24 protein-coding genes are annotated in these 21,735 nt (G+C 62.7%); 7 read left to right on the forward strand and 17 right to left on the reverse strand.

Features of this window, described 5'->3' with window-relative positions:
- The first annotated feature begins 9 nt into the window (after window positions 1–9).
- Window positions 10–879 carry a 1,4-dihydroxy-2-naphthoate polyprenyltransferase gene (locus AC1Q6C_RS17220; RefSeq protein WP_019744341.1) on the forward strand — a complete coding sequence of 290 codons (870 nt, stop codon included), beginning with the start codon at window positions 10–12 and terminating at the stop codon, window positions 877–879.
- Between the two features lie 12 nt (window positions 880–891).
- On the opposite strand, the gene AC1Q6C_RS17225 is transcribed toward AC1Q6C_RS17220, so the two are convergent.
- The 4 genes from AC1Q6C_RS17225 to AC1Q6C_RS17240 are packed head-to-tail and all read right to left on the reverse strand — an operon-like array spanning window position 892 to window position 2,934.
- Entirely contained in the window at window positions 892–1,272 is a 381-nt protein-coding gene (locus AC1Q6C_RS17225; RefSeq protein WP_003941998.1) for a phage holin family protein, read from the reverse strand.
- 49 nt (window positions 1,273–1,321) lie between these two features.
- Window positions 1,322–1,885 carry a Clp protease N-terminal domain-containing protein gene (locus AC1Q6C_RS17230; RefSeq protein WP_007728500.1) on the reverse strand — a complete coding sequence of 188 codons (564 nt, stop codon included), beginning with the start codon at window positions 1,883–1,885 and terminating at the stop codon, window positions 1,322–1,324.
- A gap of 5 nt (window positions 1,886–1,890) precedes the next feature.
- On the reverse strand, window positions 1,891–2,142 hold the full coding sequence (locus AC1Q6C_RS17235; RefSeq protein ID WP_003941869.1) for a helix-turn-helix domain-containing protein: 252 nt from the start codon (window positions 2,140–2,142) through the stop codon (window positions 1,891–1,893).
- Between the two features lie 54 nt (window positions 2,143–2,196).
- Window positions 2,197–2,934 (reverse strand): lysophospholipid acyltransferase family protein, encoded by a 738-nt coding sequence (locus AC1Q6C_RS17240; protein ID WP_003941959.1) that lies wholly within the window; start codon window positions 2,932–2,934, stop codon window positions 2,197–2,199.
- Between the two features lie 122 nt (window positions 2,935–3,056).
- On the opposite strand from AC1Q6C_RS17240, the gene AC1Q6C_RS17245 reads away from it, so the two are divergent.
- A complete protein-coding gene (locus AC1Q6C_RS17245; RefSeq protein ID WP_054187825.1) occupies window positions 3,057–3,680 on the forward strand; it encodes a GNAT family N-acetyltransferase in 624 nt (207 codons plus the stop codon).
- Here AC1Q6C_RS17245 and cds1 read toward each other — a convergent pair.
- Both cds1 and AC1Q6C_RS17255 read right to left on the reverse strand, forming a co-directional pair.
- Window positions 3,578–4,681, reverse strand: a complete 1,104-nt coding sequence (cds1, locus tag AC1Q6C_RS17250; RefSeq protein WP_003941980.1) for an L-cysteine desulfhydrase Cds1 — start codon at window positions 4,679–4,681, stop codon at window positions 3,578–3,580. The two genes, AC1Q6C_RS17245 and cds1, sit on opposite strands and share 103 nt — an antisense overlap.
- Window positions 4,678–5,064: a DUF4229 domain-containing protein gene (locus tag AC1Q6C_RS17255; protein ID WP_030535490.1), complete on the reverse strand. Its 387-nt coding sequence runs from the start codon at window positions 5,062–5,064 to the stop codon at window positions 4,678–4,680. The genes cds1 and AC1Q6C_RS17255 overlap by 4 nt, the downstream gene beginning before the upstream one ends.
- Before the next feature lie 291 nt (window positions 5,065–5,355).
- Here AC1Q6C_RS17255 and AC1Q6C_RS17260 point away from each other — a divergent pair, with 291 nt between their 5' ends.
- Together AC1Q6C_RS17260 and AC1Q6C_RS17265 are read left to right on the forward strand one after the other, a co-directional pair.
- Entirely contained in the window at window positions 5,356–5,568 is a 213-nt protein-coding gene (locus AC1Q6C_RS17260; protein ID WP_003942029.1) for a BldC family transcriptional regulator, read from the forward strand.
- Window positions 5,569–5,733: 165 nt separating this feature from the next.
- Entirely contained in the window at window positions 5,734–5,940 is a 207-nt protein-coding gene (locus AC1Q6C_RS17265) for a hypothetical protein (RefSeq protein WP_003941996.1), read from the forward strand.
- 25 nt (window positions 5,941–5,965) lie between these two features.
- Here the strand turns inward: AC1Q6C_RS17265 and AC1Q6C_RS17270 are convergent, their stop codons facing one another.
- The 7 genes from AC1Q6C_RS17270 to hemL form a co-directional block, all read right to left on the reverse strand.
- The gene (locus AC1Q6C_RS17270) at window positions 5,966–7,273 is read right to left on the reverse strand and encodes a MinD/ParA family ATP-binding protein (RefSeq protein ID WP_370852756.1); all 1,308 of its coding nucleotides are present in this window, start codon (window positions 7,271–7,273) and stop codon (window positions 5,966–5,968) included.
- Between the two features lie 461 nt (window positions 7,274–7,734).
- A complete protein-coding gene (gene ccsB / locus AC1Q6C_RS17275) occupies window positions 7,735–8,697 on the reverse strand; it encodes a c-type cytochrome biogenesis protein CcsB (protein ID WP_003941951.1) in 963 nt (320 codons plus the stop codon).
- The gene (gene resB / locus AC1Q6C_RS17280) at window positions 8,694–10,358 is read right to left on the reverse strand and encodes a cytochrome c biogenesis protein ResB (protein WP_042453041.1); all 1,665 of its coding nucleotides are present in this window, start codon (window positions 10,356–10,358) and stop codon (window positions 8,694–8,696) included. The genes ccsB and resB overlap by 4 nt, the downstream gene beginning before the upstream one ends.
- Window positions 10,355–11,203 carry a cytochrome c biogenesis CcdA family protein gene (locus AC1Q6C_RS17285; protein WP_007735278.1) on the reverse strand — a complete coding sequence of 283 codons (849 nt, stop codon included), beginning with the start codon at window positions 11,201–11,203 and terminating at the stop codon, window positions 10,355–10,357. Before AC1Q6C_RS17285 ends, resB begins: the two co-directional genes overlap by 4 nt.
- 2 nt (window positions 11,204–11,205) lie before the next feature.
- Window positions 11,206–11,811 carry a TlpA disulfide reductase family protein gene (locus AC1Q6C_RS17290; protein ID WP_007735280.1) on the reverse strand — a complete coding sequence of 202 codons (606 nt, stop codon included), beginning with the start codon at window positions 11,809–11,811 and terminating at the stop codon, window positions 11,206–11,208.
- A complete protein-coding gene (locus tag AC1Q6C_RS17295) occupies window positions 11,808–12,467 on the reverse strand; it encodes a histidine phosphatase family protein (protein WP_003941868.1) in 660 nt (219 codons plus the stop codon). Before AC1Q6C_RS17295 ends, AC1Q6C_RS17290 begins: the two co-directional genes overlap by 4 nt.
- Before the next feature lie 66 nt (window positions 12,468–12,533).
- A complete protein-coding gene (gene hemL, locus AC1Q6C_RS17300) occupies window positions 12,534–13,859 on the reverse strand; it encodes a glutamate-1-semialdehyde 2,1-aminomutase (protein ID WP_037129903.1) in 1,326 nt (441 codons plus the stop codon).
- Window positions 13,860–13,969: 110 nt separating this feature from the next.
- On the opposite strand from hemL, the gene AC1Q6C_RS17305 reads away from it, so the two are divergent.
- Both AC1Q6C_RS17305 and AC1Q6C_RS17310 read left to right on the forward strand, forming a co-directional pair.
- A complete protein-coding gene (locus AC1Q6C_RS17305) occupies window positions 13,970–14,317 on the forward strand; it encodes a hypothetical protein (protein WP_064443320.1) in 348 nt (115 codons plus the stop codon).
- Between the two features lie 59 nt (window positions 14,318–14,376).
- Window positions 14,377–16,308: an acyl-CoA dehydrogenase family protein gene (locus AC1Q6C_RS17310; protein WP_024487810.1), complete on the forward strand. Its 1,932-nt coding sequence runs from the start codon at window positions 14,377–14,379 to the stop codon at window positions 16,306–16,308.
- 40 nt (window positions 16,309–16,348) lie between these two features.
- On the opposite strand, the gene AC1Q6C_RS17315 is transcribed toward AC1Q6C_RS17310, so the two are convergent.
- Window positions 16,349–17,365, reverse strand: coding sequence for an ABC transporter permease (locus AC1Q6C_RS17315; protein ID WP_230359636.1), 1,017 nt, complete (start codon window positions 17,363–17,365; stop codon window positions 16,349–16,351).
- 131 nt (window positions 17,366–17,496) lie between these two features.
- Between AC1Q6C_RS17315 and AC1Q6C_RS17320 the strand changes: the two genes are divergently transcribed.
- Window positions 17,497–18,057 carry a TetR/AcrR family transcriptional regulator gene (locus tag AC1Q6C_RS17320; protein ID WP_007735287.1) on the forward strand — a complete coding sequence of 187 codons (561 nt, stop codon included), beginning with the start codon at window positions 17,497–17,499 and terminating at the stop codon, window positions 18,055–18,057.
- Here the strand turns inward: AC1Q6C_RS17320 and AC1Q6C_RS17325 are convergent.
- From AC1Q6C_RS17325 to AC1Q6C_RS17335, 3 genes are read right to left on the reverse strand one after another with little or no spacing between them, the layout of a single operon-like run.
- Window positions 18,048–18,923, reverse strand: a complete 876-nt coding sequence (locus tag AC1Q6C_RS17325; protein WP_492666715.1) for a TIGR03619 family F420-dependent LLM class oxidoreductase — start codon at window positions 18,921–18,923, stop codon at window positions 18,048–18,050. The two genes, AC1Q6C_RS17320 and AC1Q6C_RS17325, sit on opposite strands and share 10 nt — an antisense overlap.
- On the reverse strand, window positions 18,920–20,578 hold the full coding sequence (locus AC1Q6C_RS17330) for an ABC transporter substrate-binding protein (protein WP_064074194.1): 1,659 nt from the start codon (window positions 20,576–20,578) through the stop codon (window positions 18,920–18,922). The genes AC1Q6C_RS17325 and AC1Q6C_RS17330 overlap by 4 nt, the downstream gene beginning before the upstream one ends.
- A gap of 24 nt (window positions 20,579–20,602) precedes the next feature.
- Window positions 20,603–21,664, reverse strand: a complete 1,062-nt coding sequence (locus tag AC1Q6C_RS17335; RefSeq protein WP_007735293.1) for a DUF1214 domain-containing protein — start codon at window positions 21,662–21,664, stop codon at window positions 20,603–20,605.
- Window positions 21,665–21,735: the final 71 nt, after the last annotated feature.

Raw genomic sequence — 21,735 nt, forward strand, 5'->3', positions numbered from 1 at the left:
GATCGTTGTATGGCAACAGCTGCTCAATGGATCGAAGGCGCGAGGCCGCGCACACTCCCGAACGCGATTGCGCCCGTGCTGGTCGGCACCGGAGCCGCGGCGTCTCTGGACCTCGCAGTGTGGTGGAAGGCGCTCCTGGCACTGATCGTCTCCTTGGCCTTGATCGTCGGGGTGAATTTCGCGAACGACTACTCCGACGGAATCCGCGGAACGGACGACGACCGCGTCGGGCCACTGCGCTTGGTCGGATCGAAGTTGGTCAGTCCCGGAGCCGTGAAGGCCGCGGCGATCAGCTGCTTCACCGTTGCCGCGGTAGCCGGGTTCGTTCTGGCGGCGACCACAGCCTGGTGGCTGGTTGCGGTCGGCGTGTTCTGCATCATCGGTGCCTGGTTCTACACCGGCGGCAAGAAGCCGTACGGATACAGCGGGTTCGGCGAGATCGCCGTGTTCATCTTCTTCGGACTGATTGCAGTGCTGGGAACTCAGTTCGTACAGGCCGAGCGGGTGGATCTGGCCGGGCTGGCCGGCGCGATCGCCATCGGTTCGTTCTCGAGTGCGGTGCTCGTTGCCAACAATCTTCGAGACATCCCGACCGACACCGAGTCCGGAAAGATCACTCTCGCAGTCCGGCTCGGCGACGCGAAGACCCGCACGCTGCACGTGATCCTGCTGGCCGTCCCGTTCGTCGCGACCCTGCTGCTGATCCTGCGTACTCCGTGGGCATTGCTCGGATTGCTGGCGTTGCCACTGGCAATCCGAGCCAACGCCCCACTGCGTTCGGGCGGGCAGGGTATGGCCCTGATCCCCGCGTTGCGCGACACCGGACTCGCCATGCTCGTCTGGGGTGCCGCGACCGCAGTTGCGCTCAGTCTCGCCTGAAAGTCGACGGAGTCAACGGTTGTCCGGGACGAACGCGCTGAGCAGGAAGTTCACGATCGAGATGATCAGCGCGCCCCAGACTGCCGTCCAGAAGCCGTCGACCGTCAAGCCGTAGGACGTTCCGGACGAGATCCACGCCGTCAGCATCAGCATGAGGGCGTTGATCACGAGCGTGAACAATCCGAGAGTCAGGATGAGCAGCGGTAGCGAGAGAAGCTGCACTACCGGCTTGATGAACGCGTTGACCACCGTGAAGATCAAAGCGATCACCGCGATCACGAGAACCGTGCCCCAGGTGCCGTTGTCGTGGTTGGCGATCGTGATGCCGGTGACCCACGCCGACGCCAGCCAGATGGCTATGCCGTTGATGATGAGACGTGCCAGAAATGTCATGTCTGAATGCTGGCACATCCCGCCCCGTGCATGCGGAGCCGTGCCGAATCTAGGCGGCGCGATTCATCTTCGCTTCCAAGCGCTCACGGATCACCGACATCGTGACCTGCGTTTCGAGGGCCTGACGGGTAGGCCCGTCGGCGACACGCAGGATGCCGAGCAGGATGTGTTCGGCGCCGATGCGATTGTCCTTGTGCGCGAGCGCTTCACGGAGCGAGAGTTCCAACACCTTCTTGGAGTCCTTCTCGAATCGTGAACGAGGGAACCTGAATCGGCTCTTGCGAGAAGTGTCGACGCCGTCCGGCACAGGAGTCTCGTCCAGCACACCTTCGCCGAAGGACTGCTCGAGACTCTCCCGAACCGCATCGAGATCGATGCCGATCGACTTGAGTATCTCGGCGTCGTCGAAATTGTTGGAGCTACCTTCGTTCGATCCGGCGCCGGCGTGGCGGATCACGTCGAGCGTGACACCAGACTCGGTGAGCACCTCGGTGGCGATGCCCCGATCAGAGGTGAGCAGCGCGGTCAGAAGTTCCATCGGCGTGACAGGACCGGAGCCGGCGACAGCATCGACAACGACGCCTCGAGCCTGTGCGGAGAACCTTTCGAACATGGCAATTACCTGCCCTTCTCGCGCAGTGAACGCAGCATCGATTCCGACTGCGCGGACGCGTATTTCTTGTGGACGGCTTGACGGCTGACCTCGAGAGCTTCCGCGATCGCCTGCCAGGACCATCCGTGACGGCGCGCATTGGCGACCTGAATGGCCTCGAGTTTTTCGAGTAGACGACGCAGCGCTCGAACAGCACGCAATCCCTCGGTGGGATCCGGGCTACCGGCGGCAGCAGCGAGAGAGGTTGCTTCGGTCATGATGTCAATTTAGGTTGACAACCGGAATCTGTCAACCAAAATTGACAGGCGCGCCTAGTATCCGGCGACGGCCCCGTTCACTGCCACCTGCAAATCGGCCTGCACAGTTCGGGCGATATCCATCGGCTTGTCCGGAAGTTCGGTCACCGGCATTCCGACAAAGACACTCGCAGCCTTGACGTCGCCGGCCACCGGACCGTAATTGATGCCGATCGACACCAGAGCCGGTGAGCATCCCAACTTCTCGGCGCGCGCGACGATGTGGCCGATTCCGCTGTTGACGTGCTGCAGCCGCGTCGGATCTTCGGTGTTGCACGTCCCTTCCGGGAAAATCGCCAGACAGTCCCCGTTGCCCAGCCGCTCGGCCGCGACGTCCATCATCACTCGGCCGGCATCCGAAACTGCACGGAGGCCGTAGTTCTTGCTGCGAAAAACCGGGATGCTGCCCATCATGTCGACCTTCTTGCGCTGTGAAGGATCAACGAAGAGTTCGTCTTTGGCGAGGACCCGGGTCCGTCCGATCACTCGACGCAACGGAGTACGCCACGCGGTCGCGGCGAGCGTGAACTGGTCGCTCTCGGTCAGATGATTGACTGCCACGACCAACTGCGTCTTACGTTCCAGCAGAGTCTTCAGCGCAGCTTCCGCACCCGGCGCGTACCTCACCCGCGGGCGGTACTTCAGTGCCAACGCGGCATAGGCGAGCTTCGCCACGAATCGGTTCTGCTGATGACTGCGGTAGTACTCGTACACAGCCTCGTAGTTGTCGAGTGAAACTTCAGGATTGCCCATGATCCGCCCTCGCTGGAGAAGTGCCCCTTGGACAAACGATACACAACCTACGGTTGCGTAGGTTTGTGTTTCACATGACGTAGCGCTGGGAGAAACGCACTTCTCGAGGTAAAACGGTTTCTGTGATCCGCTCGGCCATATCCACCGACCTACCCGCACTGCAACAGATCGAGATCGCCGCGGGCGAACCGTTCCGAGACATCGGGATGGACGCCATCGCAGACGATCCACCGCCGACGCTCGACGAGTTGAACGATTTTCTCGCAGCCGAGCACATCTGGGTTCAGACCGACGCGAACGACGTGCCCGTTGCGTACGCACTCGTCGAGATCGTGGACGGCGGCGCGCATATCGAACAGGTCTCCGTTCACCCCGATCATGCCCGGAAAGGCCTCGGAGCCCAGCTGATCGACGCCGTCACCGAATGGGCGGCGGACCATCACCACGATCTCGTGACTCTGACGACGTTCGTCGATGTTCCGTGGAACGCGCCGTACTACGAGCGCCTCGGGTTCGTGCGCCTGGCCGAGAACACGCTCTCCCCCGGCCTGATACGCATCAGAACGGACGAGCAGTCGTCCGGGTTGGACGCCTGGCCGCGCGTGACGATGAGCCGCCCGTCACACGGTCCAGCGCCGGCGATTCAGGAACTGGCCGTCCACGCACCCGAACGGACGAACTCGTCCAGCACTGTCGTCGGGCCGAGCAGGTCGATCCCTTCCGAAGCCACCCATTCGTCGTTGTAATACGTGCCTGAGTAACGCTCTCCGCCGTCGCACAGGAGGGTGACGACGCTGCCGCTGCGCCCGGCCGCCATCATTTCGGCAATCAACGCGAAAGCTCCCCACAGGTTCGTCCCCGTCGAGCCGCCCACTTTGCGCCCCAGGGCTGCGCTGGCATGCCGGGCAGCCGCGATCGAGCCTGCGTCCGGCACCTTGATCATTCGGTCGACCACCTGACCGACAAAAGACGGTTCGACGCGCGGACGGCCGATGCCCTCGATCCGGGAACCTCGAGTACCGACGATCGACGGATCGCTCGCTCGCCACGCGTCGAAAAACACGGAGTGCTCCGGGTCCACCACGCACAGCCCCGTGTCGAATTTCCGGTAACGAAGAAAGCGGCCGATCGTGGCACCGGTTCCGCCCGTCCCGGCTCCGACGACCACCCAATCGGGAATCGGATGTTCCTCGTGTTCGAGCTGAGTGAAGATCGATTCGGCGATGTTGTTGTTTCCGCGCCAATCCGTCGCGCGCTCGGCGTGGGTGAACTGGTCCATGTAGTGACCGTTCAACTCACTCGCGAGCCGATGCGATTCCGAGTAGATCGACGACGGATCGCTCACGAAATGACAACGTCCCCCCTGCGCCTCGATCAACGCGATCTTGGCGGGACTCGTGCTCGCGGGCATCACCGCGACAAAATCCAGGCCCAGCAACTTCGCGAAATACGCCTCGCTGACAGCCGTCGATCCGGACGACGCTTCGATGACAGTGGTCTCTTCGGTAACCCAGCCGTTGCAGATCGCGTAGAGGAAAAGCGACCGTGCGAGTCGATGCTTGAGACTCCCCGTGATGTGGGTCGACTCGTCCTTCAGATAAAGCTGGACGGTCCAGTTACTCGGCAGCGGATAGCGCAGCAGGTGAGTGTCCGCGCTGCGTTGCGCGTCGGCTTCGATCAACCGCACCGCGTTGTCGACCCACTGGCGTGAGGTCCGACGGTCGACGTCGAGCGACCCCGTGGTCACCGCCCGTCTCCGCGCAGCTTGGAGCGAAGATCGTCACGATCGGACCGACGCTGGGCGTCGACCGCCGCAATGCCCGCATTGACACGCTTGCGCAGTTTCGCGAAGAGCAGCAACGACAGCGGCAGCGCGATCAGAACTGCGAACAGCGCCGCGACGATCAAGGGAACGTCCGTGCCGGCGAGCTTTCCGCCACCGATGATGACGGCACCGATCACGACGACAAGCAGCAGCCGAGCGACCGAGTACAGCACCACGTCGCGGGCTAGTTGACCCTTGGTCACCGGCCCGGAAGCTGACTTTGCTTGCCCAGAGTTTGCGGAAGGTTTACTGGCCTTGACCGGCTCAGAAGGAACATTTTCGGGGTTTTCAGACAACTGACTCACCCTCTCAGGTTACCCATTCCGAATACGGGTGGGACCGAGCCCGCTATATCCATTTTGTCCTTTACTTAAACATTACTTTTTCTTGAAAGATCGACTACCCGGCTATATCTGTGCAAACATTGCGCTACCACTCAGAAAACGGTCGAATGTGAGCGAAGGACTTCGAAACAAACTCGACGCAGGTTTTTGGCAACTGGTCGACACACCGGTTCGGAACCAAAGTTCGGAATCACTGCTCGGTTCGGAATCACTGTTCGTCAAACGTTCGACATCAACATGGAGGACCTCACAATGAGCGCACCAACCTTCAATACCGCCGCAGACGCACTCATGACGCCCGGACAGGTAGCGGCATTGTTTCATGTCGATCCCAAAACCGTGACCCGCTGGGCACACGCAGGACGACTGGGCTCGCTTCGCACGCCAGGAGGACATCGTCGATTCCGTGAGACCGAGGTCATGCAGCTTCTGCGCTCGCTGACCACCGAAGCAGACAACAACTGAGCAACTTCAGCTCACTTCGAAGCACTTTGCGGTACCCGACAGATCTTGCAGTACCCGACAGATACAGCACTAGCGCACTGAGCCGAAACGCTTGTCCGCACCACTTCTGGTGAAGCGGGGCGGAGACTGAGTAGGCTCGACTTCAGTTCCCTGAGGAGGTGCGCCGTGTTGTATCTGTTGGCGTTGGTGGGTTTGGTGACATTGATCGTTCTGATGTGGAAGGCATTCGGGCCCGATCCGTCGACGCGCACCCCGGTGAGCGGTGTACGCGGGCCGGATGACGATCCCGAATTCCTGTGGAATGTGAACCAGCAAACACGACGCAAGCGCACGGAAGGCCCGGACGTACCGCCGACTGACGCGTCGACGTAGCGTCCGGGCTCGCCCGGCTATCCGATTACCGCCCCGTCAACGCGAACGGGGAGGCCGGAAAGTCCTGCGCAACCACCGCAGCCAACTCCAGCACCGCTTCCCGAGTACCTGGACGCAGCCGGTCCAGATCGATTTCGGCGCCCTCTTCCAAATGCGGATCGAACGGAATCAGTTTCACCGCTCGACAGCGCTGCTCGAAGTGCTCGACGACCCGCGGCAGATCAACCTTGCCCGAGCGAGGCCGTACCGCGTTGATGACAGCTACGGACGTGGCGACCAGCCTGCTGTAACCGTGAGCGTCGAGCCAGTCAAGTGTTGCGGAGGCGCTACGTGCACCGTCGACGGAACCGGAACTGACGACGATCAACGAATCTGCACCTTCGAGAATGGCCTGCATCGCCGAGTGCATCAATCCGGTGCCGCAATCGGTCAGAACTATGCTGTAGAACTTCTCGAGCATGTCGACCGTGCGCGTGTAGTCCCCACCGCTGAAGGCCTCTGAAACTGCTGGATCGCTGTCGGAGGCAAGCACTTCGAGCCGGTGTCGATTTTGCGATGTGTAGCCACGGACGTCGCTGTACTTCTCGATGCTGTTCTCGTCGCGCAGCAGGTTTCGCACTGTTGCCGGAGTTTCGAGCGGGATCTTCTGGCTCAGCGTTCCCCGGTCGGGGTTTGCATCGACAGCGACGACGCGATCGCCGCGGATCGAGCCGAACATCGACCCCAGTGTCGCTGTGGTCGTGGTCTTTCCGACGCCGCCTTTGAGACTGAGCACCGCAACCTTGTAGCAGCCCTGCAGCGGCTGGTTGATCTGGCGCGTCAACTCGACGAGGTGCTGCTCTTTTGCACCGTTTCCGAGGTTCACCGATCGGCCGGACAACGTGTACAGCGCCTTGCGCCAGCCACCCACCGGGGCAGGCCGGACAGGCCGCTTGACGAGGAGCGCAGCCGAGAGATCTTGCGCAGTCATCGGGAGAGCGGACTCGAAGCGACTGTCCGGAGCCGAAGTGAGTCCGGTCTGCGGCATCGGAGCGCGAGTAGGTGGCGCCGTCGGCGGGGCCATCGGCACGGCCTGACCATTCTGGAGGGTGTGGCCGTTCTGCACCGGCGCAGCGCCGGGATGACCGAACTGCCGAATCGCGGGATTGGGCGGATGGACGCCGGGCGAAAAAGGTGCCTGCGGTTGCTGGAGCGGTCTCGCGGATGAATGCGCCGTCGGGCCGGGCTGCGAATTCTGAACAGGATGCAGGTTCTGAACAGGCTGCGGAACGCCAGTTCGTGAATCCGGAAGCGACCCTCCACGATTCGTAGGTTCGTAGGTCTGCATCGGCATCGCAGGCGAGGTCGAGAACTGGCCGTTGATCGGGCCTGGCTGCGCTGCCGGATACTGGATGACCGGAGTCTTGGGACCTGGTACCGGAGCCGCTGGGGTCGTCGTCGGCGGCGGAGCGGCGGGTGCACCGGGCGCCTGGCCGGCGACTTGCTGGAGCGGCCCGGAGTCGACCGGGGCCACGAAGAGACTACGAACGTCGCTGGGAACCGAGTCCGATGACGGCTCGGGCGCGGATGCGCGCGGCTCGCGCCGCGTCGGCTCGGCAGGGCGCACCGGCTCCCACAATCCTGCTCCGGCGTCTTCAATCTTGTCGGCCATCTCGCCGCTCCCCCTCGTCGATCCCACAGCTACCAGACAGCTAGTAATTCGCCAAGCTGCATCGTAACTGTTGCCCGCCCCTGACGTACCTACCGGTAATACCTACAGACCGGTCGGCAGCCACCCACGGTACCTCGAGAGGATCAGGTGAGTCCCGCGTAGGAGTGCAAGCCGGAGACGACCATGTTGATGATGAAGAGATTGAACAGCATCGCAACAAAACCGGCGATGTTGATCCAGGCGGCCTTCGTCTCCCGCCACCCGGACGTTGCCCTCGCATGCAGGTAGGCCGCGTAGATCACCCAGGCGATGAAGGACATCGTCTCCTTCGGATCCCAACCCCAGAAGCGTCCCCACGCAGCTTCCGCCCAGATGGCACCGAGGATGACGCCGGCGCCGAACAGCGGAAACGCGATGATCGTGCTCTTGTACGCCAAGCGGTCGAGAGTCTGGGCATCCGGCAGTCGCTCTGCGATCCGGCCACCGATACTCGTGCCTTCGTCACCGGGCGGGAACTTCAGTCGCAGCAGGAACAGAAGGCTCGCGATACCGCCGATCATGAAGATTCCGGAACCGACGCTGACGATCGTCACGTGAATCGGAAGCCAGTACGAGCGCAGCGCCGGAACCACGGGAGCCGCGTCGGCGTAAAGGACCGTGCCGGCGAGGAACATCAAGATCAGAACCGGCACCAGCAAGAAGACCCACATCGGACGGTACGCCGGCTTGATCAACAGGACGTGCCCGACCAGCAACGACGCCGCACACGCCATCGCCACGAATTCGTACATGTTGCCGAGCGGGAATCGTTCCGTCGCAAATCCGCGCAGCACGATCGACGCGATGATCAGCACCGTTCCGACGACCAGGACAGCTCGGCCCATTCCGCCGAATCGTTCCGAGAGCGACTTGCTCGGAGTCTCCGCGACCCTGCCAGGCACGGATGCGTCGACACCGCCGGCGGAGACCAGTTCCTTGTCCTGAACCGCCTTTGCTCTGGCCGACGCGTACTGCACGATGAGCAGCACAAACGCCAGCACGAGCACGGTGAAGGCGGACTTGAAGGCCCAGTCGCTGTACTGCGCGAGTGTCTCGTTCGTTGTCATCGGGCGTTCTCCTGCGCGTGCGGTTGGTTCACCGCGGTGGTCGGATTGCTTTTCAGCAAGCGGTCGGCGAGGCGGTCGAACTCGTCGCCCCAGCCTGCGTGGTCGGTGCGGGCAAGCCCACCAAGTTCTACTACAGTACGTCGTTCGTCATCTGGATAGATACGTGCCCAGACGCGGCGACGCTTGATCACGAGCGAGACGAGTAGGCCCGCCATCATGGTCAACGCCGAAACCAACACCCACACCTGAGCGGGATCGTGGGAGACCTGCAGGTTCACGAAGTCGACGGCACCATCGAATCGCACCTGGGTTCCGTCGGCAAGCGTCGCGCTCTCCCCCGGAAACAGATTGACTCGATCCTGCTTGACCAGTCGGCCCTGATTGATCAGTTCGGTGTTGAGTTCGAACAGCGATTGCGGGTTACCGGTATCGAGTCCGGTGTCGCCCTTGTAGATGTCGATGGCGACTGCCGGATCGTTCATCGCCGGGTAACTCGACGACAGCAGGTTGCCGTGGAACAGCGCGGTGGGCGCGAACAATCCTTCGATGGCAATCTGATTCTTCCGACGCTCGTCCGCATCGGGATACATGCCGCCCGGCGGGTCGAAGCGCATCGCGCCACTGCTCAGGAACGTCGTGGCGTCGTCCGGACGCCACTGGAGCGTCTCGGTGCGGGTCTCACCGTTCGGGAACGTGACGGTAAATGTCGGCGCGTATCCGTGTCCCTGCAGGTACACACGATCGCCGGCGATCCGCAGTGGGTGGTTCACCTGGATGGTCGTGTCCCGCCAGGTATCGGACTCGAGGTCGTCGCCTGCCTGGTACGAGATGTCCGAGGTGAACATCTCGGCCTGACCGGTCTCGAGGTAGTCGGCCTGGAAATTCTTCACACGTACACACAGCGGGGTCATGCCGGTGCCGTCGAGGCTCAGACCGGCGACGAAGGAGTCGAACACTGCCGGCGAGGTCGTGCAGAACCCGGGGCCGTCGTTGGCGATGACGATGCGATTGCCCTCGTAGCCGAACAACTTGCCCGCGGCGATCGCGATCAACAATCCGACCAGCGAGAGGTGGAACACGAGGTTGCCGAACTCGCGGAGGTATCCCTTCTCCGCCGAGATGGTGATTTCGCCTTCGCGTCGTGATTTCGAATCGCCGCGACGCGTTTCGACGCGCCACCCGCGCAGTTCTTTCGACACCCGGGCAGCAAGTTCGTCAGGAGTCTCGCCGTCCACGACGCTCGTGGTGTGGTGCGGCAGGCGAGCAAGATTGCGCGGCGCATTCACCGGACGGGTGCGCAGCGCCTTCGCGTGCTCCACGCAACGCGGCAGGATGCAGCCGACCAGCGAGATGAAGAGCAATGCGTAGATCGCGGTGAACCAGAAACTGCTGAACACGTCGAACAATTCGAGGCGGTCCATCCACGGACCGAGCGTCGGACGCGCGGCGATGTAGTCGGTGACCTTGCCCTCGTTGAGGGTTCGCTGTGGCAGCAGGGCGCCGGGGATCGCAGCGAGCGCGAGGAGGAACAGCAGTACCAGCGCGGTCCGCATCGAGGTGAGCCCGCGCCAGGTGTTGCGCCCGAGTGCAACGACTCGACCGATCACCGACTGCTTCGGCAGCACGGGTTTCGGGTGGTCGTTATTGTCGTCAGCTGTCATATCGGCAGCGTCACCTCCGAGATAAATGCGTCGCGAACCCAGCCGACGAACTGGTCCCACGCGCCGGTGACGAGGGCGATTCCCACTGCCACCAACATGATTCCGCCGAAAATTTGAATGGTGCGTGCATTACGACGCAACCAGCCGACGCCGGTCAGCGCGCGCGCCGATCCCAGCGCCAAGATGATGAACGGCAGGCCGAGTCCGATGCAGTACGCGACGATCAACGTGACACCACGCGCGGCGGTCATCCCGTCGGTTCCCGCCGCTACGGACATCACGCCTGCCAATGTCGGACCGAGGCACGGCGTCCAGCCCAGAGCGAACACTCCCCCGAGCAGCGGCGCACCCACCAGTGACGACACGCGACGCGGTTCGAAACGAACGTCCTTCTGCAGCGCCGGAATCAGCCCGATGAAGACGAGACCCATTGCGATGGTGACGACACCGCCCACTCGCATCAGGACCTCGCGGTTGACGAGCAGCGTGGAGATCACGCCGAATACCGACGCGGTCGCGAGGACGAACACAACGGTGAAGCCCGCGACGAACAGTCCGGCCGCACCGGCCACCCTCAGTCGACTGCTCCGGGTGATCGTCCGCGTCTTCGCCTCTTCGGCGGTGATCGCGGGAGCGTCGGCACCGACGACGCCGGCCAGGTAGGACAGGTAGCCGGGAACGAGCGGCACGACGCACGGTGAAGCGAACGACACCAGACCGGCGAGCACACAGGCGCCGAGGGCGAGCAGAAGCGGACCGGACGACGCCGCGTTCTGAAACGCTTCGCCCACACCGGCACTCAATGTGTCGCTGCCGGCCAGCAGCGTAGTGGTCGTGGTTGTCATCTTTACTGCGCGTCTTCCTGAGCTACTCGCTGGACGACGGGCAGCAAATCCTCGGCGAGAAGTTCTTGGAGGAACACCGCGGCGACGCGATGCTGGCGGTCCAGGACGATCGTCGTCGGAATGACCGACGTGGGGTAGCCGTCACCGAGGGCGATCAGCGAACGCATCGACGGGTCGTAGATCGACGGGTACGAGACCTTGTTGTCGACCACGAAGTCCTGCGCTTTGTTCTTGGTGTCGTCGCGGACGTTGATGCCGAGGAACTGCACGCCCGAATCCTTGGTCTGCTCGTAGACCTGTTCCAGGTCGTCGGCTTCGGCGCGGCACGGTCCGCACCACTGACCCCAGACGTTGAGAACGACGACCTTGCCCTCGAAGTCCTCGACACCGACCTTCTGACCTTCGTTCATCAGATCGGGCCCGGAGAGCTTGCCGATGGTGCCTCGGTCGGACGGCGGATCGTAGAAGATCTTGGTTTGTCCGCCCGGTGAGACGAAGTCGAAAGTTCCGCCCTGTGCGACGGCGTCGTCGCCGGTCGCGCAGGACGAGAGAAGAAGCATCGCCGACGCAGCGGCTGCGAATGCTGCGGCGATGCGGCGCGAAATCATGCTCCTGTCACTCTCGGGTCGGAGGCGCCGGCAGGTTCGGAGTAGACGATGTCGACCAGGGTGTCGCCTTCGTAGACCAGTGACGTCAACGACGCCAGTCCACACTGACGGTGACGGGGATCGTGCCACAGACGCTCACCCTGCAGGAATCGACGCAGAGTCCAGACCGGAAGCTGATGGCTGACGACGACGGCTTCGTGTCCGACTGCCGCGACGCGTGCGGCATTGACGGCTGCGAGCATGCGATGCGCGATCTGCAGGTAGGGCTCGCCCCAGGACGGGGTGAACGGGTCACGCAGTTTCCACCAGTGACGCGGACGCGAGAGCGCACCGTCCCCGACGGCAACCTTGAGACCCTCGAACTCGTTGCCTGCCTCGATCAGGTTTTCGTCCGTGACGATGTCGAGCTTGTGTGCCTCGGCGATCGGAGTCGCGGTCTCTTGCGCCCGCTGCAGCGGCGACGCGACCACGTGGGTGATGTCGTGATCGGCGAGCACCGACGCGACCGCACGAGCCTGAGCTTCGCCCGCCACCGACAACCGGAAGCCCGGGAGCCGTCCGTAGAGGATCCCGCGCGGGTTGTGTACTTCGCCGTGGCGCAGGACGTGGACGATGGTGCGGGTGGACGTGTGGTCGGGGTGATCGGCGTCGGTCACAGTCGAGGGTCCTCGCTGAAGATGATGGATGTCGGAAGCGTGCGGGTGTTCTGGAATGGGAACTGGTCAGGGCTTGACGGCAGCAGCTGCGGCCTTGGCTGCGTGAGGCATGGCGTCGGCGATGATCGAGAAGGCTCGATCGTCGAGGGCTGCGGAGACGAACCACGCTTCGAACGCGCTCGGCGGCGGGTACACGCCGCGGGAGAGCAGTGCGTGGAAGAAGGCGGGGAATCGCCAGGTCTGCGCGGCTTTGGCTTCGTCGTAGTTGGTCACCGTGTTCTCGGTGAAGAACACGCTCACCAAGGTGCCTGCGTACTGCACTCGGTGTTCGACGCCTTCGGCGGTGAGTGCTTGGGTCATGAGGTCGCCGAGGGCGGTCGCGTTCCGGCCGAGCTTGGCGTACACCTCGGCGTCGGCGGCGCGCAGGCTCGCGAGTCCGGCGGCGACGGCTACGGGGTTACCCGAGAGGGTGCCTGCCTGGTAGACGGGACCGTCCGGTGCGAGGTGGCCCATGATGTCGGCGCGGCCGCCGAATGCTGCGGCGGGCAGTCCGCCGCTCATGACCTTGCCGAAGGTGTAGAGGTCGCCTGCGACGTTGTCGATGCCGTACCAACCCGAGGCACTGACGCGGAATCCGGTCATCACCTCGTCCATGATCAGGAGTGCGCCGTGCTCACGGGTGAGACGACGCAGACCCTCGTTGAAACCGGGAAGCGGTGCGACGGCGCCCATGTTTCCGGCGGCAGCTTCGGTGATGACGCACGCGATGGCGCCGGGATTGGCCGCGAAGGCCGCGGCCACCGCGTCGAGATCGTTGTAGCGCACGACGATGGTGTCTTCTGCTTGAGCGCCGGTCACGCCGGGAGAGGTCGGCAGCCCGAACGTCGCGAGGCCGGATCCGGCGTCGGCGAGAAGGGCGTCGACGTGGCCGTGATAGCAACCGGAGAACTTGACGATCTTGGTGCGTCCGGTGAATCCGCGGGCGAGGCGGACTGCGCTCATCGTGGCTTCGGTTCCGGAGTTGACCAGGCGAACCTTTTCCACGGGCGCGACGCGGGCGACGATTTCCTCGGCGAGGGCAACTTCGCCTTCGGTCGGCGCACCGAAGGAGAGACCTCCGAGGGCTGCTTCGCGAACGGCTTCGACGACTGCCGGGTGAGCGTGCCCGAGAATCATCGGACCCCAGGACGACACCAGGTCGACGTAATTGTTTCCGTCGACGTCGGTGAGGGTGTAGCCGGATGCTTCGCGAATGAATCGCGGTGTTCCGCCGACCGAACCGAACGCGCGGACGGGCGAGTTGACGCCACCCGGAATCACGTTGCCGGCACGTTCGAAGAGCCGAGCGGAGTTCGTTGCATGCACGTCGGGATCACCGGAAGACACAGTCACGGCTTCCAGTGTCCCAGTTCTGTCGAATCTGACAACGACAGGGTGTAGGACTTCGGTGCTCGAGGCGAGTTTTCCGGTCGAACCGGGCCCCGCGTGAGACGATTCCGGACATGAAGCGACTGTTGACGACGCTGATGGTCTCGGCTGCGATTCTTCTCACATCGTGTGGTTCGGACGCTTCGAACGACGACAAGGCGACAGTTTCGTCGCCGCCGAGCGCCACCGACTCGGCTCGAACCACCGCGGCGACGAGCACCGACCCCGCGTTTCTCGGCGGGTGTTCGGCGGTGTCCGTCTACGTTCAGCAGCGTGTTCAGAGCGGCGACACGTCGACCCAGACGGCAGGCGCCGACTTCCTGAAGATCGTCGAGAACGACCCTTCGTACCAGGCTATGTCCGAGAGCGAGAAGGAACTCTTCCGCCAAGGAATCGAAGCGGGTGCCACAGGCTCCTGCTGAATGTGAGGTTGGGATCGAACCGGGTTGCCCGCGGTGCGCTACGCGCTATCGTCGGTTCCATGGCCACCACAGCGGACCACCTCAGGACAACACTCGACGGACGCTGGCGGGAGGTGCGTGAGCGCGTTCGCGGCGAATTGAACGACGAACGTTTTGCTCCGCACTACACACCCAACACCGCCATTGCGCGCTCCAAGGCTCTCGAACAGATGCGGGTCCTCGCCGATCTCGGGTACGCCGCAAACGGTTTCGCGGTCTCTCACGGCGGAACGGGCGACGCGGGTGGCGCCGTCACCAGCATCGAGATGCTCGCGATGTCCGACCTCTCACTGATGGTCAAGGCCGGCGTCCAGTGGGGTCTGTTCGGCGGCGCCATCGAAAACCTCGGCACCGAGCGTCACCACCAGGCGTACGTCAAGCCGCTGATCGATCTGGACCTGCTCGGTTGCTTTGCGATGACCGAGACCGGTCACGGCAGCGACGTCCAGGAACTCGAAACCACGGCGACCTACGACGTCGAGACGGGCGAGTTCGTCGTCAACTCCCCCACTCCGTCCTCTCGCAAGGACTACATCGGCGGCGCTGCCCAGCACGCCACCGTCGCAGCGGTGTTCGCACAGCTGATCACCGGAGGCGAAAGTCAGGGCGTCCACTGCTTTGTCGTGCCGATTCGTGACGACGCCGGCAACGACCTCCCCGGCGTCACGACGTCCGACTGCGGGCTCAAGGGTGGACTGCCCGGAGTCGACAACGGCCGCATCGTCTTCGACCAGGTCCGCATCCCGCGCGAGAATCTACTCAACCGTTACGCCGACGTCGCCGAGGACGGCACGTACAGCTCGGCGATCGAGAACCCGAACCGTCGTTTCTTCACGATGGTCGGCACACTGGTTCGTGGACGTGTCACCGTCGGTGGTTCCGCGGCAGCGGCCGCCCGCGTCGGATTGGCCATCGCCGGTCGATACGCCCTGCAGCGCAGGCAGTTCAGTGCTCCGAAGAGTGACGACGAAGTCCTGATCATGGACTACCTCGTCCACCAGAAGCGTCTGCTGCCGTTGATCGCCCGCTCGTACGCTCTGCAGTTCGCACAGAACGAACTCGTAGCCGCGATGCACGACATCCAGAGCAGCGACGACCCGGATCCGCAGGAGCAGCGCGAACTCGAAGGTCGCGCCGCCGGACTCAAGGCCGCCAACACCTGGCATGCCACTCGGGCCATCCAGGAGGCACGCGAAGCCTGCGGCGGCGCAGGCTATCTCGCCGAGAACCGCCTCACCGCACTCAAGGCGGACACCGACGTCTTCACCACGTTCGAGGGTGACAACCACGTTCTGACGCAGTTGGTCGCAAAAGAACTCCTCACCTCCTACGCCGACGAAGTCCGCGGCATGAGCCCGGTCGACTGGATGCGCTTCGCCGCTACGACGGTCTCCGACGTGGTCAAGAAACGCACGGCAGCGCAGCAGATCCTGCAGACGATCGTCGACACTCGCCAGGACAACGAAGAGGACGGCAGCCTCTTCAATCGCGGCACCCAGATGAAGATGTTCGAAGACCGCGAAGAGTACCTACTCGCCACTGCGGCAAGGCGATTGCAGGCAGCGCAGAAGCGCGAGGAGAACCCGTTCGACGCGTTCAACTTCGTGCAGGACCACGTGCTCAAAGCCGCTCAGGCGCACATCGAGCGCGTCATCCTGGAAGCATTCGTCGCCGGCATCGACTCGTGTGAGGACGAGACCGCAAAGGAACTCTTCGGCGAGGTGTGCGATCTCTACGCACTGTCCGTGATCGAAGAGGACAAGGCCTGGTTCATGGAGCACCGGCATCTGTCGGTGGAGCGTTCGAAGGCCGTGACGCGCGGAATCAACGAGCGTTGCCGCACCCTGCGCCCCCACGTCGAGACACTGATCGACGGGTTCGGCATTCCGGACATCCTGCTGGGGTCCGCGATGCTCGACGGACCGGGCACCGACGCGGTACGGCTGAAGTAAAGGGTTAGGGTGGGGTCGGCAATCGCCGGCCCCACCACACTCAGTGCGCTGCTGCCTTTTTCGACTGGCGAGAGGCGAGCAGTCCGGTCAGGCCGAGTGCCGCGACCAGCCAGATCCCCAGAACGAGCAGGTGCGGTCCGGCGCCGTTGCCACTGAAGTAGATGACGGAGCGGATGGGCTCCATGGCTGCCGATCCGAGCCAGAACGAATGGATGTGCTGCCAAAATCCCGGCAGGAACGACACCGGAATGGCACCACCCGAACTCGGGAAGTTGATGAAAACGAGCACCGTCAGCACCGCGAAGATCGCGGCTTGGCCGAGCAGTCGATTGAGCAGAATGCTCACCGCACCGACGGTGAACGTGTAAACCATCGAGATTCCCAGCAGTTGCAGGATCTGGCCGAATGACGCCCCGAAGGCGTGCATGAAGATGCTGGTGATGCCGAAGGCTATGAGCGGGGTGAGTATCGCCGCACCGGCCAGCATCGAATACTGCTCTCGCAACCGCATTCTCGGCGCAACCTGACTGAGCACCGTGATGGTCAGGTAGCCACCGAGGGTGCAGACGATCAGGAAGTAGAAGAGTCCGACAGTCGAGGAGTCGCGCGCCGTGACAGGCGCCGAGTCGATCACCGTGACCTGCTGCCCCGTCTGCTCCGCAACCGAATGCGCCAAGCTGCTCACCACGGAAACCGTCGAGGCGCCCGCGCCGGTGGCGATATGTGCGGTCACGGCGTCACCGATCTCGATGGCGCCGATCGCATCGCGGTTGTCGATCCGAGAGAGTGCGTCGGCGGCGTTGGCTGTGGCAACGATGTCGAACTTGTCACCCGACGAAGCCTGGATTCCGTCGATCAGCGGGGCCGTGACGGACGGCGACCCGACCACCACGATCGGTGCCTGATTCGGCGTCGGCGAATGGAAGGCGCTGACGTAGCACAAGCAGAACATGATGACGAAGAACAACGGAAATGCGAGTCCACTGCCCACCATCTTCCAATTGGTCGGCGGATCGACAACTTCTTCGCTGGGTACTCGGACGTCGGTATCTGTCATATTCCACGCTCTCTTCACTAACCGCATCTAGCTGTCAACACCGTTGACAGACTCAACAGTCAACACCGTTGACACGTTATAGTCAACGCCGTTGACAACGCGGTCGGCGAGCGAGCACAGAGGTCGATGTCGTGACACCCACGAGGCACACGCCAGAGCAGGAGCACCCCTCGACATCCGAGGCGATTCGCGCGGCGGCGTTCCAACTGTTCGGCGAGCACGGGTTCGGCGGCACGTCAGTTCGCGCCATCGCCAAAGTTGCCGGAATCGATCCGGCCCTGGTCATCCGGCATTTCGGGTCCAAAGAAGCACTGTTCCTGGAAACCACGCCGGTTGCGGACTACTTCGAAGGCCAGTTCGACGGCCCACTCGACACCCTCGGTGAGCGAATCGCCGCCTTCGTCCTGGGCAAGGCCGACGCCCGGATGCTGTCGGTGTACACAGCGCTCATGCGAGCGTCGGACAGTCCACGCATCCGGGAGCGACTCCGAGACATGACCGGAGTATTTGCCACCAATCTCGCCGCTCGTCTAGACGGCGAAGACGCGTACACCCGCGCACTCCTGGTCTCCGCCCAGGTGTCCGGGCTGTTGAGCGTCCTCAGCGACGAGAGTATCCCCCAGTCCGCAGATCGCGACGAGTTGGCAAAACTCTACGGCCGGGCGATGCAGACGCTGATCGATCAGTACTGAGCGATGACCTCCTCGGCAAACCGCCGAATGGAGTCGAGTCGTCCCTGACGATCACCGGAGTCAACTCCGTAGTGATACCAGGGCAACACTCTGATTTCCGTGACTCCGAGAGTCTCGAGTTCGCGATATCCGTCCAGATCACGAACATCCGTCGGCGAGACGTTGACGCCGAAAGGAACATCGGCACGACCGTACTCGACCCGCAATTCCGTGAGACGATCGATGGCGCAGGCTAATTCGGCTTTGGTCGTGTTCACCGACATCCAACCGTCAGCCAGCCTGGCTGCACGACGCAACCCCGGTTCGCTGTGCCCACCGATGTAGATCGGAACCGGAATCTCCGGAGCAGGACTGATCATCAGAGCGTCGAAATCGTAGTGCTTGCCGTGGTATTCGACCCATTCCGGCCCACGTCCCGCACACACCGCCTTGATGATCTCGATGGCTTCGTCGGTACGCGCACCGCGGGTGCGCATCTCGGTACCGGTGAAGGTGAATTCCTCGGGAATCCAGGACAAACCGACGCCGAGAGCGACGCGGTTCCTCGACATCACGGCCATGGTCGCGACCTGCTTGGCCGTCAACAGCGGATCGCGCAGTGGAAGTTTGAACACGTTGGTGTAGAACTGAATTCGCGATGTGACGGCCGCCATCGCCGTCATGGCAATGAACGGATCAGGCATCGGCGTCTCGGGCGCCCACATCCGCTTCCCGTCAGCAGTGTACGGGTACGGCGCCGACACCTGCTCCGGATAGAACACGGAATCCGGCATCGCGATTCCGTCGAACCCCACCTCTTCGGCGACCTGCGCCAACTCGCACAGTTCCAGGGCGTCGATCATCGCACCCGCCAAGGACCACTTCATCGTTCCACCGTTTCGCCGTTGGGCGAGATCCAAGCGCCGCCCAAGAACATGATGTCGGTGATGTTGCGTACGACGCCGTGGACGTTGCCGTCCCATGCGGTCAACACCGACGCCGGCCCCCAGATCACGTAAGGCACAGTCGCGTTGGCGTACTCCTGCACCTTGCTGATCGCCTCACGGACAGCATCGTCCGTCGATGCCGTCTGCACAGCTGTGATCATCGCGTCCATCTCCGGGTCCGCGAAGCCGGACGGGTTGTTCTTCGAATCACTGGCCATACTGTTGTACAAATTGAGGTACGGCGCTTCTTCTCCGACCGGAGCGCCACCTCTGGTCATGTCGAAATCGTGGTCCTTGTATACCCGTCGAACCAGATCGGTCACATCGGTCGCGTAGTCGATGGTGACGTCGAAACCGATCGCGTTCAGCGAAGCCTGAACCGTCAGTGCCGTCGCCTGTTGGCTCGGCTCCGAGGTGGTGAGGTAGCGGAGTTTCCCGTCGTACCCGTCGGACTTCGCTTGATCGAGCAGCGCCTTTGCCTTCACCTGATCGAACGGAATGCCTGCTGTGTTGTTGTACCAACGTGACGTCTGCGGGACCAGTTCGGAACTGGCGGTGCCCAATCCGTTGTTCGCCCGGGTATTGACCGCCGCCGGATCCACCCCGTAGGCGATCGCCTGACGGACGCGAACATCGGCCCCGGGCTTGCCCTCACGGTTGTTGATCGTGCCAATCCCGTTCTGTCCGGTCGGACTGAGGTAACCCGAGTATCCGTCGTCGAGAGCTTGTTCGATCACGGCCTCGTCGCGGAGGATGTACGTCATGTCGATCTGGCCGCTCTTCAACGATTCGTACTGAGACTGCGCACCCGACGTGGGAACAAACCGCACTGTGTCCAGTGGAGGTTTACCGCCCTGATAATCCGTGCGTGCGGCGAGTACCAGTTCTTCGTGCGGGGCGAACTTGGCCAAGGTGAACGGACCCGCCCCGATCGGTGTGAACGCTCTCTCCCCGGTTCCTGAAACCGACCCTGCCTCTCCCCCTGAACTTCGCGCAACGATCATTCCGGGCCCGAGCGACAACAGCGCCGGGAATTGACGCCAGGGCCGCTCGAGCACGAATTCGACTGTGGTGGCGTCGGGCGTCTCGATCCGATCCACGATGTTGAGCCAGGTCTGCGATACATCACCCTTGCCTGCCACGAATCGATCGATACTCCACTTCACCGCTTCCGCGTCGAGCGGACTTCCGTCGCTGAAGGTGAGGCCATCAGCCAAAGTGACGGTGTACGAAGTGAAGTCGCTGTTGTTCGACAGTGTCTTCGCGAGTTGTGGCACGAAGCTCCCGTTTGTGGAGTCGCTGCGTACCAGCGTGTCGTAAATCGCGGCCATTTCGGTTCCGCCGGTCGAACCGGCGGCTTGCGTTCTCGTGGGGTCCAACGAGGAAGGGAACGAATAGGACCCGAAGGTGAGAACACCGCCGTCGATCCGCTCCCCCACATCTGGGGCGCCCACAAAACCAGCTGCGCCACTACTGCTCGGTGAAGCCGATCCCGAGTTGTCCCCACTGCTCGACGCGCAGCCGGCCAACATCAATGCACCGGCAAGCCCGAGCGCGACAAAGCGAGGGCCGAACCTAATCTTCCTGGTGTACATACGTTCCCAATCTCCGTCAGCGTGTCAGATCTTGACTACCTTCGACGTCGGGATCGGGTGCGAGTCCGCCTTGATCCAGCGCAGCGCCCATGTCCCCTCGGCATGCGAATCGGTGTCGATCCAGTTGCCATAACCCGGATCCTTCGCCGCCACGACGATTGTCATGGTGCCGTCGTCGTTGAGCTTCGCGGTGTGATTGTTGATGTAGATGTTCGTGCGGTTGTAGTCGAGGGACTCGACCCAGAAGTTCTGCAGCACGAAGTTGAAGTACTCGCAGTTCGGAACCTCGGTCTCGATGACCCACGCCTCGTCCTCGGCGAGCTTCCAGTAACCGTGGAAGTAGAAGATCGTCGGATCGCCGCCGGCATCCTGGAAGTAGTCCTGTCCCCAGTCGAAGATCTCGTTGGTGTGCGGCTGGAATTTGCGCGACCATTCCAGGAAGGTCTCCGCCATCCCCTTCACGATCCCGACGGACTTGGTGAGGCGCTCGCCGATCTCTTCCGGAGTCAACGGGACGAACTCCCCGTCCGGGTTCAGGCATTCGATGGTCAGATCACCGACAACCTCGTTGCGTCGATCCTGGTGAGTTTGCCGAACGGAGATGAGGTTGCTGTCGGGCGCCAAAGGCAGCCAAGCGCCCTCATCGGGCTTGTCGACGCTCGCGATGAACTCGAAACGGCCGTTCTCGTCGACCTCGAGGTCGTGGATATGCAGATCGCCGGTCTGCAGCATGGTGCCGTCGATGTGGTACCGATTTACGCGCGAGCCGAAGGTGATCAGCGGGACGGTGCCTCGGGTGCCGATGATCCGGTAGTTGTACTTACCGGAAATGTTGGCGCGCATGTAGACGTTGTCCGGGTTGTCGGCACCGATCTTCGTCATCATGTTCGGGTTCGGAGCCGACGAGAACTGCGGCCACCGCGGATCGGTGTACTCGACACAGTTGATCGTGCCGTACCGCAGCAACCGACTCAGGTAGCGGACGCCCTCGGCTTGAGTCAGCGGATCCTGAGGGACGATCTCGTCTTCTAGGACCTTTCCGACCTCGAGCAGATCTGCGCAGAACTTTTCCCAAACAGCATTCATGTGAATCTCCTTGTTTCGGTTGGGGCTTCGCCCTGTGCGCCTTTTTGGTAGTCGGCACTACCAAAAAGGCG

The sequence above is a fragment of the Rhodococcus sp. MT28 genome (genome assembly GCF_058792695.1).

What these genes read in the sequence shown, in the direction of transcription:
- AC1Q6C_RS17220 (WP_019744341.1), top strand. Translation starts at nt 10, where the DNA reads ATGGCAACAGCTGCTCAATGGATCGAAGGCGCGAGGCCGCGCACACTC.
- AC1Q6C_RS17225 (WP_003941998.1), bottom strand. Translation starts at nt 1,272, where the DNA reads ATGACATTTCTGGCACGTCTCATCATCAACGGCATAGCCATCTGGCTG.
- AC1Q6C_RS17230 (WP_007728500.1), bottom strand. Translation starts at nt 1,885, where the DNA reads ATGTTCGAAAGGTTCTCCGCACAGGCTCGAGGCGTCGTTGTCGATGCT.
- AC1Q6C_RS17235 (WP_003941869.1), bottom strand. Translation starts at nt 2,142, where the DNA reads ATGACCGAAGCAACCTCTCTCGCTGCTGCCGCCGGTAGCCCGGATCCC.
- AC1Q6C_RS17240 (WP_003941959.1), bottom strand. Translation starts at nt 2,934, where the DNA reads ATGGGCAATCCTGAAGTTTCACTCGACAACTACGAGGCTGTGTACGAG.
- AC1Q6C_RS17260 (WP_003942029.1), top strand. Translation starts at nt 5,356, where the DNA reads ATGAGCGCACCAACCTTCAATACCGCCGCAGACGCACTCATGACGCCC.
- AC1Q6C_RS17270 (WP_370852756.1), bottom strand. Translation starts at nt 7,273, where the DNA reads ATGCCGATGCAGACCTACGAACCTACGAATCGTGGAGGGTCGCTTCCG.
- ccsB (WP_003941951.1), bottom strand. Translation starts at nt 8,697, where the DNA reads ATGACAACGAACGAGACACTCGCGCAGTACAGCGACTGGGCCTTCAAG.
- resB (WP_042453041.1), bottom strand. Translation starts at nt 10,358, where the DNA reads ATGACAGCTGACGACAATAACGACCACCCGAAACCCGTGCTGCCGAAG.
- AC1Q6C_RS17285 (WP_007735278.1), bottom strand. Translation starts at nt 11,203, where the DNA reads ATGACAACCACGACCACTACGCTGCTGGCCGGCAGCGACACATTGAGT.
- AC1Q6C_RS17290 (WP_007735280.1), bottom strand. Translation starts at nt 11,811, where the DNA reads ATGATTTCGCGCCGCATCGCCGCAGCATTCGCAGCCGCTGCGTCGGCG.
- AC1Q6C_RS17305 (WP_064443320.1), top strand. Translation starts at nt 13,970, where the DNA reads ATGAAGCGACTGTTGACGACGCTGATGGTCTCGGCTGCGATTCTTCTC.
- AC1Q6C_RS17310 (WP_024487810.1), top strand. Translation starts at nt 14,377, where the DNA reads ATGGCCACCACAGCGGACCACCTCAGGACAACACTCGACGGACGCTGG.
- AC1Q6C_RS17315 (WP_230359636.1), bottom strand. Translation starts at nt 17,365, where the DNA reads ATGACAGATACCGACGTCCGAGTACCCAGCGAAGAAGTTGTCGATCCG.
- AC1Q6C_RS17325 (WP_492666715.1), bottom strand. Translation starts at nt 18,923, where the DNA reads ATGAAGTGGTCCTTGGCGGGTGCGATGATCGACGCCCTGGAACTGTGC.
- AC1Q6C_RS17330 (WP_064074194.1), bottom strand. Translation starts at nt 20,578, where the DNA reads ATGTACACCAGGAAGATTAGGTTCGGCCCTCGCTTTGTCGCGCTCGGG.
- AC1Q6C_RS17335 (WP_007735293.1), bottom strand. Translation starts at nt 21,664, where the DNA reads ATGAATGCTGTTTGGGAAAAGTTCTGCGCAGATCTGCTCGAGGTCGGA.